The following is a 12623-nucleotide window of genomic DNA, read 5'->3' on the forward strand; positions in this document are numbered from 1 at the left end:
GGGAGTCTGTCCGGTGGGACGGTACCCGTCAACGAAGCGCGGACACGATCTGGATCAAGACCAAGACCACAATGAAGAGCACTGTGAAGCTTAGGTCAAAGGCCACCGTACCCAACCGGAGGGGCGGAATGAAACGGCGGAGGAACTTGAGAGGTGGGTCGGTCACCGTGTATACGGCCTCTGCCAGCACCAATACCGCGCCGGTCGGACGCCACTGCCGGGCGAACGCCTGCACCGTCTCGAAGATCATCCTGCCGATGAGGAGCACCAGATAGATCGACAGGACAACGACCAAGATCTCGCTAACGATCCCCACAGTGTCGCCCTGCCTCCATCCCGGTACCCCGCCATCCCCATCCCCGCTCGCACCGGGGGCCAATGGGCCGGTCGGTCACGTCCATAGTGGAACTCTAACTCTGGTTGAAGAACCCGCGTTCCGCGATTCGGGCCTTGTCCTCGGCAGTCACCTCGACGTTGGCTGGGGACAACAGGAACACCTTGTTGGTAACACGTTCGATGCTCCCATGTAGCCCAAAGACCAGACCTGCCGCGAAATCGACAAGTCGCTTGGCGTCGCTGTCGACCATCTCCGTAAGGTTCATGATGACCGGAGTGCCGTCGCGGAAGTGCTCGCCGATCGTCCGCGCCTCGTTGTAGGTGCGCGGGTGCAGGGTGGTGATCCTGGCCAGGTCGGTCGTCCGGCGCTCCATCACGGCCGTCGCGGGCCGGGGGGCGGGCAGGCCGGGATCGGTCTCCTCGTCGCGCTCGGGGACCGCGGGCTCGCGCTCTTCCGCGGGACGCCTCGACTCGTCGTACTCGTCGTAGTCGTCCTCGGAGTAGTGGTCGTACCTCTCGTAGCGGTCATCCTCCACGAGGCCGAGGTAGACCGCCATCTTGCGCATCGCGCCGGCCATCGCTACGTCTTCCTCCGTCAGCACTTGCGGGTCCGTGACGGCAGCCGTACCCCCTTTTGGAGCTGACCGCTTATCGACCTCTCCTGGAAGCGTGGACGTCAAGGCCCACTTGAGTGGACATTACCTGACGAAGGGCTTCCGGCGACCGAGCAACGCCGTACCGATCCGCAGGTGTGTCGCGCCGTTCGCGATCGCCTCGTCCAGGTCGCCGCTCATCCCCGCGGAGACGATCGTGGCGGCCGGGTGCTCGGCGCGTACGGACCCCGCGATCTCGCGCAGCCGGGCGAACGCCTTGGCGGGCTCCTCCCCCAGCGGCGCGACCGCCATCACCCCGCGCAGCGACAGTCCTTCGGCCGCGGCCACCGCGCCGGCCACCGCGAGCACGTCGGCGGGCCTGGCGCCGCCGCGCGAGGGGTCATCGTCCAGGGCCACCTGTACCAGGCAGCCGACCTCCCGCCCCGCCCGCACGGCCTCCGCGCTCAGCGCCGTGACCAGCCGCGGGCGGTCCACCGAGTGGACGATCGCGGCGTGGCCCACCACCAGGCGGGCCTTGTTGGTCTGCAACTGCCCGACGAAATGCCAGGTCAGCGGAAGGTCAGCGCATTCGTCGGCCTTGCCCGCCGCCTCCTGGGCGCGGTTCTCGGCGACGTCGCGGACCCCCAGTTCGGCCAGAATCCGCACATCGGAGGCGGGGTAGGTCTTGGTCACGGCGATCATCGAGATTTCCGCCCGGTCTCTGCCCGCCGCACGGCACGCCCCCGCGATCCGCGCCTCTACCGCCTCAAGCCCGGCCGCGATCTCCGCGTGCCGTGTCGTCCCGCTCACTTCTCGCCGCCCACCACTCGTCATGTTGGCATTCACTCAGCGGCACCATCGTCCACCCTCCCCGTTTCGCCGCCCGCACCGGGCGGCAGGTGAGAAGGATCACTTGAGGAAGTCGGGAACGTCGAGTTCCTCTTCCTCCTCGAAGACGACCCGGGGCCGGGGCTGGTCCGGCATCCGGGAGCTGATCGGCGTGGGCGGGGCGGGCGAGGTGGCGGGCTCGGCGACGGGCCTGGCCAGCGACAGGCCGGGCGGCTCGTCGGCCGGAGTGTCCGGCGAGGTGGCGCCGGCCAGCGGGCGCACCGGGGCGGGCGGCTCGGGGCGCGGTTCGGGCCGGGGCTGCGGGCGCGGCTCGATGCGCGGCTCCGGCCGGGGCGGCTCGTGGCGCTGCGGCTCGCGCGCGCTCTCATAGCGCGGCGGTTCGTGCCGCGGCTCCGGCCGGGGCGGCGCCTCTGACCTGGGCGGCGGGTCGGAGCGGATGGACTCCGTACGGTGCTCGGCCTTGACGCTCGGCGTGCCCGGCGATGAGCGGACCGGCCCCGGGGACGCCGGCGCGGCGGGCCGCGACGGCTGCGGCCGGGCGGCGGGCTGGTGGGCGACGGGGGCCGGGCTCTCCCTGGCCGGCTCGTCGAACCCGGCCGCGATCACTGTGACCCGCACCTCGTCGCCGAGGGCGTCGTCGATGACCGTGCCGAAGATGATGTTGGCCTCTGGGGCCGCCGCGTTGGAGACGAGCTGGGCGGCCTCGTTGATCTCGAACAGGCCGAGGTCGGAGCCGCCCGCGATGGACAGCAGCACCCCGTGCGCGCCGTCGATGCTGGCCTCCAGAAGGGGGCTGGAGACGGCCATCTCGGCGGCGGCGACCGAGCGGTCGTCGCCCCTGGCGTGGCCGATGCCCATCAGCGCGGAGCCCGCGCCGGACATGACCGACTTCACGTCGGCGAAGTCGAGGTTGATCAGACCGGGAGTGGTGATGAGGTCGGTGATGCCCTGCACACCGGACAGCAGCACCTGGTCGGCCGCCTTGAAGGCGTCGAGCACGCTCACCTGCCGGTCGGAGATCGACAGCAGCCGGTCGTTGGGGATCACGATGAGGGTGTCGACCTCGTCGCGCAGCGTCTCGATCCCGGCTTCGGCCTGGGAGGCGCGCCGCCGTCCCTCGAAGCTGAACGGCCGGGTCACCACACCTATGGTGAGCGCCCCCAGGGACCGGGCGATGCTGGCCACCACGGGCGCGCCGCCGGTGCCGGTGCCGCCGCCCTCGCCGGCGGTCACGAACACCATGTCGGCGCCCTTGAGGACCTCTTCGATCTCCTCCCGGTGGTCTTCGGCCGCCTTGCGGCCCACCTCCGGGTTGGCGCCCGCGCCAAGGCCGCGCGTGAGTTCTCTGCCGACATCGAGTTTGACGTCGGCGTCACTCATCAGCAGCGCCTGGGCGTCGGTGTTGATGGCGATGAACTCGACGCCCTTGAGTCCCTCCTCGATCATTCGGTTGACGGCGTTGACGCCGCCGCCGCCGATGCCGACGACCTTGATGACCGCGAGGTAGTTCTGCGGTGCTGCCACGACGAGGGGCCTTTCCGCTCGTTGACTTGCGATATTTCCGGTGACTTACGGTGTTCGTGCGGTACGGCGATGCCGTGACCGCGATTCCCAAACCCTCACCCTCAAGTTGAGATTTAGATTTATGTCAACCTGAGGATTGATACGGACAGTAGGAGTTACGCTCTACGCGGGTCAACTAACCGCGCCGCAAGCGCGCCCGGCGTGTCGCGGCGTGTCCTTTTCGCGCGCCACCCCCGGCGGCCCGTCGCGGCGGGCCTGATGATCTCATTCCACGGTCACGACCTCGGGCGAGCTCACGTCATAGCTGTCCGCGGGCTTCTTGAGCAAGGTCATGAGAATACGCGCCTTCTGCCGGGCGCGGTCCGGGCCGCCCCACACCACCGTCCTGCCGTCTCCCAGGCGCAGGGACACGGCTTCGGGGCCCGTGGCGCGCACTTCGGCGACCTTGGGCGCCAGGGTGGCGGGCAACGACACGATCACCGCGAGTGCCGCCCTGGTCGACGGGTCCTCGGGACTCGGCCGGTTCACCCGGAGCAGCGGCAGCCGGGGCGATCCGACGGACCGCACCTCGGTCACCACGCCGTACTTGTCCACCAGCGCCGCCTTGCCGGCCACCGGGAGCACCGCCACGGGCCGGCGCTCCACGATCGCGATCCGGAGCGTCCCCGGCCAGGTGCGTTCCACCGCGGCCGACTCGATCTGCCGGATGCCGAGGACCCTGCCCCGCACGCCGCCGAGATCGACGGTCGCCAGCGGGTGCCCCTCCGGCACGCCCGCGGCCCGCTGGATCTGCTCGGACGGCACGGTGAGATTTCCCACAACCTTGATCTCCCGCAGGCCGAGCACGCTGGAGAAGAACACGATCCACGTCGCGCAGCCGACCACCGCGGCGAACAGCACGAGCACCAGTACCACCCGCCAGCCGGTCCAGCGGCCTCTGGCCGCACCGGCGTCCTCACCGCCGGCGGGCGGCGGCGCGGGCGGTCCCGGGGGTTCCGGAGGTACCGGGACCTCGTCCACGTCGCCCGCCCGATCGGCCGTCCGGGCGGCCTCGGTGGTCCCTGGCGCGCCGCCGCCCCGCCGGGGGGCGGCCATGACGACCGCCGTACCGGTGACGAGGGCTTCTCCCGCTCCCACCCCATGCCAAGGGGCCGGAAAGTGGGGCCCGCCTCGGCCCCGGCGTCGTTCATGACGGACGACCCGCGCCGGGTGGTACGGCGGCGCGGTGCGCGGTCCCCTTCGCGTGGCCATGCGGTCGTGCGGTGTCCCTCCGATAGGCGTGCATGGAAAGGGGGAGGATCAGCGGCCGGAAAGCTCCGCGACGATCATAGGGCCCAGCTCGGTGACATCGCCCGCGCCCATGGTCAAGACGAGGTCACCAGGGCGTGCTTTGGTGGCGACCAGCCCCGGGACGTCCGCGCGGTCGGTGACGTAGGCGACCTGCCCGGCCGGGAGGGGCACCTTGCCCGCGACCAGGGCGCCGGAGACGCCGGGCTCGGGATCTTCCCTGGCGCCGTAGACGTCCATCACGATGGCCTCGTCGGCCAGGGCGAGGGCCACGCCGAACTCGTCGGCGAAGAACCTGGTCCGCGAGTACAGGTGCGGCTGGAAGACCGCGATCACGCGGCCCTCCCCCGCCGAGAACCCGGCGACCACGTCGCGAGCGGCACGGAGGTCGGCGGCGAGCTCGGTCGGGTGGTGGGCGTAGCTGTCGAAGACCGCGACGCCGCCCGCCTCGCCCTTGGACTCGAAGCGCCGCTTGGCCCCGGTGAAGGCCGCCAGGCCGTCGCGGATCGCGTCGAAGGGCAGGCCGAGTTCGACCGCGACCGCGATGACGGCGGTGGCGTTGAGGGCATTGTGCGCCCCCGGCACCGACAGGCGTACCGGGCCGTGCCCGTCGACCTCGAAGGCGACGCCGAAGCCGTCCGGCCGGACCGCGCGGATGCGCAGGTCGGCGTCTTCGGCCTCACCGTAGGTGCGCACCCGCAGGCCGCGCGCTCGGGCCTGCGGGATGAGCGCGGCCGAGCCGGGGTCGTCGGCGCAGACGATCAGCGCGGAGCCGACCCGCTCCACGAAGCGGGCGAAGCTGTCGTACACGGCGTCGGGATCGCCGTAGTTGTCCAGGTGGTCGGCCTCGACGTTGGTGACCACGGCGATGCCCGGGGCCAGCATCAGGAACGACCCGTCGCTCTCGTCGGCCTCCGCGACGAAGACCTCGCCCGCGCCCTCGTCGGCGCCCAGGCCGGTGGTGACGAGCTGCCCGCCCACGCAGTAGGAGGGGTCGGCGCCGCACTTCTGCAGCGCCACGGTGAGCATGGAGGTGGTGGTGGTCTTGCCGTGGGTGCCCGCGACCGCCACCCCGGTACGGCCGGCCATGACGGCGGCCAGCGCCGCGGCCCGCGGGATGACCCGCAGCCCCTGGCGCAGCGCCTCCCCCAGCTCGGGGTTGGAGTCGCGGATCGCGGTGGAGACCACCACGGTGTCGACGTTCTTGATGTGGGAGGCGGCGTGGCCGATGTGGACCGTCGCGCCCAGCTCGCGCAGCTCGGTGACCAGGGGCGAGGTACGTGTGTCGCTGCCGCTCACCCGGACGCCGCGCTTGAGCAGGATGCGCGCGATGCCGGACATGCCGGCGCCGCCTATGCCGATGAAGTGGACCCTGCCGAGGTCGCCGGCGGCCACCGGCTCGACGAGTTTGACCAGGCTCATCTGCGGGTCACCGCCCTTCCCGCCGGGAGGCGGCGATCTGCAGGACCCGGTGGGCCATGACCTCGTCGGCGTCTCTGCGGCCGAGCCTGGCGGACGCCTCCGACATCATCGCGACCCGCTCGGGGTCGGACAGGATCGGCAGCAGGTGGTGGGCGATCCACTCGGGATTGAGGTCGGCGTCGTCGACCATGAGGCCGCCGCCGGCCGCCACGATCGGGGCCGCGTTGGTGCGCTGCTCGCCGTTGCCGTGCGGCAGCGGCACGTAGGCGGCGGGCAGGCCGACCGCGGTCAGCTCGGCGCAGGTCATCGCGCCGCTGCGGCACAGCGCGAAGTCGGCCGCGGCGTAGGCGAGCTCCATCCGGTCGATGTAGGGCAGCACGACGTACTGGGGGTCGCCGGGCGGCGGCTCCTGCTCGATCGTGTTCCTCGGGCCGAGCACGTGCAGCACCTGGACGCCCGCGCGGCGCAGCGTGTCACTGGCCGCGAGCGCGGCCTGGTTGAGCGAGCGGGCCCCCTGGGAGCCGCCGAAGACCAGCAGCGTCGGCAGGTCGGCCTCCAGGCCGAACCAGGAGCGGGCCTTGTCCCCCATGGACAGCCGGTCCAGGTGGGAGATGTCGTGCCTGAGGGGGATCCCGAGGTACTGGGCGTGAGTAAGGGCCGTTTCCGGATGTCCGGTATAGACGTGCTCGGTCAGCCGCGCGCCGAGCCGGTTGGCCAGGCCGGGGCGTGGATTGGCCTCGTGCACCACGATCGGCACACCCCTGCGGCGGGCCGCGAGGTAGCCCGGGGTGGCGACGTAACCGCCGAACCCGACCACGACGTCGGCCTGCACCCGGTCGAGCACCCCGGCCGCGGCGTTGATCGCGCCGGCCAGCCGTCCGGGGACGGTGAGAAGCTGCGGCGTGATCGCGCGCGGCAGCGGCACCGCCGGTATGAGCTGGAGCTCATACCCTCGCTCCGGGACCAGGCGGGTCTCCAGGCCGCGCTCGGTGCCCAAGCAGGTGATTCCGGTGTCCGGGGCCAGCCGGCGCAACGCGTCGGCAAGGGCGAGCGCCGGCTCGATGTGCCCGGCCGTCCCGCCGCCCGCGAGGACCACCCTCATGTCGGTCCTTTCACTTCACCTATCGAATGACCGCGCTGTACGGCCCGCACGGCGACTACGCGCCTTCGGACCGCCCAGGCCAAGCCAGCTTAGGGCTCTCGCCACCGGTCCGGGGCCACGCGCGGCCAGAGCCTCGCGGGCGCCTGGCTCCCGCCGGGCGAATGACAACAACATGCCAAGCGCGGCGAGTGTGGGCAACAGGGCCGAACCACCATAGGACACCAGCGGCAACGGGATGCCGGTGATGGGCAGAACACCGATCACCGCGCCGATGTTCACGATGGCCTGACCGGCAACCCAGGCTACGGTGGCGGCCGAGGCGAGCCTGATGAACGGGTCGTTGACCCTGGATGCCACCCGGAGTCCGGCATATCCGAGCAGGCCGAAAAGCGTCACGACGGCAAGTGTGCCCGCCAGTCCGAGTTCCTCACCGAGGATGGCGAAGATGAAGTCACTTTCGGAATGCGGCAGCCAGCTCCACTTCTGCCGGCTGCTGCCCAGCCCGAGACCGAACCAGCCGCCGGAGCCCATCGCGATCTGCCCTTGGACCGCCTGATAGCCCGCGCCCTGTGCATCCTCCCACGGCCGCAGATAGGCGGTCACACGGGCCATCCGGTACGGCTCGACGGTGATCATGATGACCGCCGCCAGTACGGCGCCCAGGAGGATCACGCCGAACAGCCGGACCGGGGCGCCGACCACCCACAGCAGCGAAAGGAAGATCAGCATCAGCACCAGGGTGGTGCCGAGGTCGCGGCCGAGCATGACCATCACGGCCAGGATCGCCGTGCCGGGCATCAGCGGGATCAGCAGTTGCCGCCACTCGATCCGGCCCGCCCTGGCCTTGCGGGCCAGCAGGTCGGCCCCCCACAGGGCGAGCCCGAGCTTGGCGGGCTCGGACGGCTGGAGGTAGATGGGCCCGAGGTCGATCCACCGCTGCGCGCCCTGCTGGGACTCGCCGACCAGGATCACCAGGATCAGGCCGATCACGGAGAGCACCATCAGCGGGTATCCGGCCAGCCGGAAGAAGCGCTGCGGCAGCCGGGAACAGATCCACATGATCGGTACGCCCAGCGTCGCGGAGAACGACTGCCGCAGGAACCACGAGAACGGGCTGCCGGTCTCCTGCAACGCCTCGATGCTGGAGGCGGAGAGCACCATCATCAGGCCCAGCGCGAGCAGCAGCGCGCTACAGCCCACGATGAGGTAGTAGGTGGTGAGCGGCCGGTCCAGCAGTTCGAGCAGCGCCCCCGTCCGCTCGCGGAACAACCCGCGGTGATCCCACCCACGCCGCGAGGCCCGCCCCGCCGGGCCGCCCCGCGCCCCCTTCCGCGCCACCGGGTCAGCGGCCCCGGTCCCTGTGTCCGTCGTCATCCCCCCACCTCCCGCAACACACCCGCACCCGCCCCCGCACGCCCCCGCCCCAAGGCGTCGGCGTTCCGTACCGGCGGGCCGCAGCGCGAGGCGTGGGCGGTCATCGCGCTTTCGCGCCGGAGCAAGGGCCGGTGGTCACCGTGACACGAATCCGGCCGGGCCGAAAACCCCCGACCCGCGGTCACGCCGGCCCGCCCGCGCCCTGCCGTACCGCCGCTCCACAGCACAGCGCCGAGGCGGGCCGCAGACCCGCCGTGCCCCCCGCCGGGGCGAGCGTGGGGGGCGCAGTGGGCGGGGCGGGGTGCTGGGCGGTGGGGGGTCACTCCGGGGCTCCGCCGGGATCGGCCGCGAGCCGGTGTACGGCTCGGGCGAAGGCCTCCCCCCGCGCCCCGTAGTTGTCGAAGATGTCCTGGGAGGCTCCCGCGGGGGCGAGGAGCACGGTGTCGCCGGGGGCGGCGAGCCCCGCGGCCTCGGTGACGACGCGGTCCATCACCCCAGTGTCTTGCCCTGGCACGTCCACCACGGGGACATTCGCCGCGTGTCGCGCCAGCGCCGTGCGAATTCGCTCACGGTCCGCCCCCAGCAGGACGGCGGCGCGCAGCCGGGGCGCGGCACGCCGTACGAGGTCGTCCATGTCGGCCCCCTTCAGCAGGCCGCCCGCCACCCACACGATCGACGGGTAGGCCGCCAGGGAGGCCGCTGCGGCGTGCGCGTTGGTGGCCTTGGAGTCGTTGACGTAGCGCACGTCCCCCACCGTGGCCACGAACTCCATCCGGTGCGGGTCGGGCACGAAGTCGGCCAGGCCCTGCCGTACCGCGGCGGAAGGCACGCCGTAGGAGCGGGCCAGGGCGGCGGCGGCGAGCGCGTTGGCGACGTTGTGCGGCGCGAACGGCCGTACGTCGGACAGCACCGCCAGCTCCTCGGCGTTGTCCGCCGGGTCGGCCACGAAGGCGCGGTCCACCAGCAGGTCCTCCACGACGCCGAGCTGCCCCGGGCGCGGCACCCGCAGGGTGAAGCCCACCGCCCCCGCGTACGGCTCCGCCAGGCGCGTGGCGATCTCGTCGTCGGCGTTGTGGACCACCGTGCCCGCGCGCTCGAACACCTTGCCCTTGACCCTGGCGTACTCGTCCAGCGAACCGTGCCAGTCCAGGTGGTCGGGCGCGACGTTGAGCAGCGCCGCCGTGTGCGGGGCCAGGCTGCCGGACCAGTGCAACTGGAAGCTGGACAGCTCGACCGCGAGCACATCGCCCGGCCCCGAGACCGCCTCCACGATGGGCGTGCCGACGTTGCCCACCGCGAGCGCCTTGTGCCCGGCGGCGGTCAGCATGGCCGCCAGCATGCGGACCACGGTGGTCTTGCCGTCGGTGCCGGTGAGCGCGAGCCAGGGCGCGGCCCCCGCGGGCCGCAGCCGCCAGGCCAGCTCCACCTCGCCGATGACCTCCACGCCCGCCTCGGCCGCGGCGGTCAGCAGCGGGTGAGACGGCGGCCAGCCGGGCGAGGTGACCAGCAGGGTGGTGTCCGCGGGCGGCTCCGCGGCCGGCCCGAACCGCACCTCCACGCCCAGCCGGGCCAGCTCGGCCGCGGCGGCGCGCTGCCGTTCGCCGTCCTTGGCCTCAAGGACCACGACGCGCTCGCCGCGGCCGGCCAGCGCCCGCGCCGCGGCCTGACCAGAAACGCCGAGACCGGCCACAGTGATCATGACTTGGGCATCCATTCGACGTAGAACAGGCCGAGGCCGGCCGCCGCGCACAGTCCCGCGATCAGCCAGAACCGGACCACGATGGTGGTCTCCGCCCAGCCCGCCAGCTCGAAGTGGTGTTGCAGTGGCGCCATCCGGAAGACGCGCCTTCGGGTCATCTTGAAGAACCCGACCTGGATGATCACCGACAGGGTGATGATGACGCACATCCCGGCCAGGATGACCAGCAGGAGCTGCGTGCGGGTGGTGACGGCCAGCCCGGCGATCACGCCGCCCAGCGCCAGCGAGCCGGTGTCGCCCATGAAGATCTTGGCGGGTGGGGCGTTCCACCATAGGAAGCCGACCAGTGCCCCTAGTACGGCCGCGGCCACCACCGCCAGGTCGAGCGGGTCGCGCACCCAGTAGCAGTTCGGGCCGAGCTGGTTGACGCAACTGTTGCGAAGCTGCCAGTTGCCGATCAGCACATAGGAGGCGAGCACCACCCCGGTCGCGCCGGAGGCCAGGCCGTCCAGGCCGTCGGTGAGGTTCACCGCGTTGGAGAAGCCGACGATCATGATCAGCACCCAGATGATGAAGGGGATGAGGCTGATCGAGGGGCCGAAGTCGCGCAGGAAGGAAAGGCGGGTGGTGGCGGGGGTGATGTCGTAGGCGTTGGGGAAGCGGACCACCAGGACGGCGAACACCGCGCCCACGATGAGCTGGCCGAACGCCTTGGCGCCGCTGCGCAGGCCCAGGCTGCGCTGCTTGTAGATCTTGATGAAGTCGTCCAGGAAGCCCACCGCGGCCAGCCCGGTCATCAAGAACAGCACCAGCCCGCCGGAGATCGTCGGGGCGGTCAGCGTGGCCGCGTGCGAGGCGGCGTACCCGAGCAGCGCCGCGATCACGATCACCGTGCCGCCCATGGTGGGCGTGCCGCGTTTGTCGTAGTGGCCGGACGGGCCCTCCTCCCGGATGTTCTGGCCGTACCCACGCCGGGCGAACACGCGCATCGCGACCGGTGTACCGATCATCGAGAGCAGCAGCGCGACCGCGGCGGCGACAAGGATGTCCCTCACTGGGCGGCACCCCCGAGCAGCAGCTCGGCCACGCGTTCCAGCCCTGTGGCCCGCGATCCCTTGATCAGCACGACGTCTCCTGGAGCCAGTCTGGGCAGCAGCGCCTGTGCCGCCGCCGGGGGGTCGGGCACATGCAGCACCGGCGCGCCCGCCGCGCCGGCCACGATCGAGCGGGCCTCCTCGCCGCCCACCACGATCAGCCCGGCGAGGCCGGCGCCCGCGGCCATCCGGCCGGCCTGCTCGTTGAGCAGCCGGCCCTCTTCGCCGAGTTCCAGCATCGGTGCGATCACCGCGAACCTGCGCCGCTGCCGCCCGAGGGCGCCGAGGGTGACGAAGGCGGCGCGCATGGAGTCGGGGTTGGCGTTGTAGGCGTCGTTGATCACGGTGACGCCGTCCGGCCGGTCGGTGACCTCCATCCGCCAGGGGCTGCACGGCACCGACTCCGAGAGCTGCCTGGCGATGGTGGCGACCGGAAGGCCCAGTTCGTAGGCCGCCGCGGCGGCGGCCAGCGCGTTGTAGACCATGTGCTCGCCGTACAGGCGCAGCGAGACCTCCGCGTCGCCGGAGGGCGTGCACAGGGTGAAGCGGGCCCGGCCGCGGTCGTCGAGCGAGAGGTTCTCGGCCCGTACGGCGGCCTCGGGCGTACGGCCGAACAGCGTCACCCGGGCGGCGCTGCGGCCCGCCATCGCCCGCACGTGCGGGTCGTCGGCGTTCAGCACCGCGACGCCGCCCTTGCGCGGCAGCGCCTCGACCAGCTCGCCCTTGGCCTTGGCGATGGCCTCCCTGCTGCCGAACACGCCGAGGTGGGCGGTGCCGACGTTGAGCACCACGCCGATCTGCGGCGGCGCGATGCGGGCCAGCGCGGCGATGTGCCCGACGTTGCGGGCGCTCAGCTCCAGCACCATGAACCTCGTCGCGGCGTCGGCGCGCAGCACGGTGAGCGGGTGGCCGATCTCGTTGTTGTAGGAGCCGACCGGGGAGACGGTGGGGCCGATCAGGGCGGTGAGCCCGGCCAGCAGGTCCTTGGTGGTGGTCTTGCCGGCGGAGCCGGTGACGCCGAGCACGGTGGGCTCGGGGAGTTCGGCGCACACCTCGGCGGCGAGGGCGGCCAGGGCGGCGAGGACGTCGCCGACGATCACCGTCGGGGCCTCGGTGGGCCGGGCGGCGAGCACCGCGACGGCCCCGGCGCGGTGCGCCTCCTCGGCGAAGGCGTGCCCGTCCACGCGAGAGCCCTTGAGGGCGACGAACAGAGATCCCGGCTCGGCGGCCCGCGAGTCGACCACCACGGGCCCGCGCACGACGGCGCGGGGATCGGCAATGCCCGTGAGCGCCCCTGAGGTTATCTCGGCGACCCTCGCCAGCGGCATCGGGATCATGCTTCT

At 72.0% G+C, this 12623-nt stretch carries 11 protein-coding genes; all 11 read right to left on the reverse strand.

What is annotated here, in order from left to right:
- Window positions 1–28: 28 nt before the first annotated feature.
- A complete protein-coding gene (locus ACH34R_RS01115) occupies window positions 29–316 on the reverse strand; it encodes a YggT family protein (protein WP_111171878.1) in 288 nt (95 codons plus the stop codon).
- A gap of 94 nt (window positions 317–410) precedes the next feature.
- A complete protein-coding gene (locus ACH34R_RS01120) occupies window positions 411–914 on the reverse strand; it encodes a cell division protein SepF (RefSeq protein WP_111171877.1) in 504 nt (167 codons plus the stop codon).
- 120 nt (window positions 915–1034) lie between these two features.
- Window positions 1035–1763 carry a YggS family pyridoxal phosphate-dependent enzyme gene (locus ACH34R_RS01125; protein ID WP_397559787.1) on the reverse strand — a complete coding sequence of 243 codons (729 nt, stop codon included), beginning with the start codon at window positions 1761–1763 and terminating at the stop codon, window positions 1035–1037.
- A 75-nt stretch (window positions 1764–1838) separates the two neighbouring features.
- A complete protein-coding gene (ftsZ, locus tag ACH34R_RS01130) occupies window positions 1839–3302 on the reverse strand; it encodes a cell division protein FtsZ (RefSeq protein ID WP_397559401.1) in 1464 nt (487 codons plus the stop codon).
- A 264-nt stretch (window positions 3303–3566) separates the two neighbouring features.
- Window positions 3567–4439 (reverse strand): cell division protein FtsQ/DivIB, encoded by an 873-nt coding sequence (locus ACH34R_RS01135; protein WP_397559402.1) that lies wholly within the window; start codon window positions 4437–4439, stop codon window positions 3567–3569.
- 162 nt (window positions 4440–4601) lie between these two features.
- On the reverse strand, window positions 4602–6011 hold the full coding sequence (murC, locus tag ACH34R_RS01140) for a UDP-N-acetylmuramate--L-alanine ligase (protein ID WP_397559403.1): 1410 nt from the start codon (window positions 6009–6011) through the stop codon (window positions 4602–4604).
- A 7-nt stretch (window positions 6012–6018) separates the two neighbouring features.
- The gene (gene murG / locus ACH34R_RS01145; RefSeq protein WP_397559404.1) at window positions 6019–7113 is read right to left on the reverse strand and encodes an undecaprenyldiphospho-muramoylpentapeptide beta-N-acetylglucosaminyltransferase; all 1095 of its coding nucleotides are present in this window, start codon (window positions 7111–7113) and stop codon (window positions 6019–6021) included.
- A gap of 15 nt (window positions 7114–7128) precedes the next feature.
- Window positions 7129–8487: a putative lipid II flippase FtsW gene (gene ftsW / locus ACH34R_RS01150; protein ID WP_397559405.1), complete on the reverse strand. Its 1359-nt coding sequence runs from the start codon at window positions 8485–8487 to the stop codon at window positions 7129–7131.
- A 319-nt stretch (window positions 8488–8806) separates the two neighbouring features.
- On the reverse strand, window positions 8807–10201 hold the full coding sequence (gene murD / locus ACH34R_RS01155) for a UDP-N-acetylmuramoyl-L-alanine--D-glutamate ligase (RefSeq protein WP_397559406.1): 1395 nt from the start codon (window positions 10199–10201) through the stop codon (window positions 8807–8809).
- A complete protein-coding gene (gene mraY / locus ACH34R_RS01160) occupies window positions 10183–11241 on the reverse strand; it encodes a phospho-N-acetylmuramoyl-pentapeptide-transferase (RefSeq protein WP_111170446.1) in 1059 nt (352 codons plus the stop codon). The genes murD and mraY overlap by 19 nt, the downstream gene beginning before the upstream one ends.
- Window positions 11238–12617 carry a UDP-N-acetylmuramoyl-tripeptide--D-alanyl-D-alanine ligase gene (gene murF / locus ACH34R_RS01165; RefSeq protein WP_397559407.1) on the reverse strand — a complete coding sequence of 460 codons (1380 nt, stop codon included), beginning with the start codon at window positions 12615–12617 and terminating at the stop codon, window positions 11238–11240. Before murF ends, mraY begins: the two co-directional genes overlap by 4 nt.
- Window positions 12618–12623: the final 6 nt, after the last annotated feature.

Source organism: Spongiactinospora sp. 9N601 (genome assembly GCF_044326295.1).
GTDB lineage: Bacteria > Actinomycetota > Actinomycetes > Streptosporangiales > Streptosporangiaceae > Spongiactinospora > Spongiactinospora gelatinilytica.

Excerpts from the sequence above, each read along its gene's own strand:
- ACH34R_RS01120 (WP_111171877.1), bottom strand. The coding sequence starts at position 914 with ATGGCCGGCGCGATGCGCAAGATGGCGGTCTACCTCGGCCTCGTGGAG.
- ACH34R_RS01125 (WP_397559787.1), bottom strand. The coding sequence starts at position 1,763 with ATGACGAGTGGTGGGCGGCGAGAAGTGAGCGGGACGACACGGCACGCG.
- murC (WP_397559403.1), bottom strand. The coding sequence starts at position 6,011 with ATGAGCCTGGTCAAACTCGTCGAGCCGGTGGCCGCCGGCGACCTCGGC.
- murG (WP_397559404.1), bottom strand. The coding sequence starts at position 7,113 with ATGAGGGTGGTCCTCGCGGGCGGCGGGACGGCCGGGCACATCGAGCCG.
- ftsW (WP_397559405.1), bottom strand. The coding sequence starts at position 8,487 with ATGACGACGGACACAGGGACCGGGGCCGCTGACCCGGTGGCGCGGAAG.
- murD (WP_397559406.1), bottom strand. The coding sequence starts at position 10,201 with ATGGATGCCCAAGTCATGATCACTGTGGCCGGTCTCGGCGTTTCTGGT.
- murF (WP_397559407.1), bottom strand. The coding sequence starts at position 12,617 with ATGATCCCGATGCCGCTGGCGAGGGTCGCCGAGATAACCTCAGGGGCG.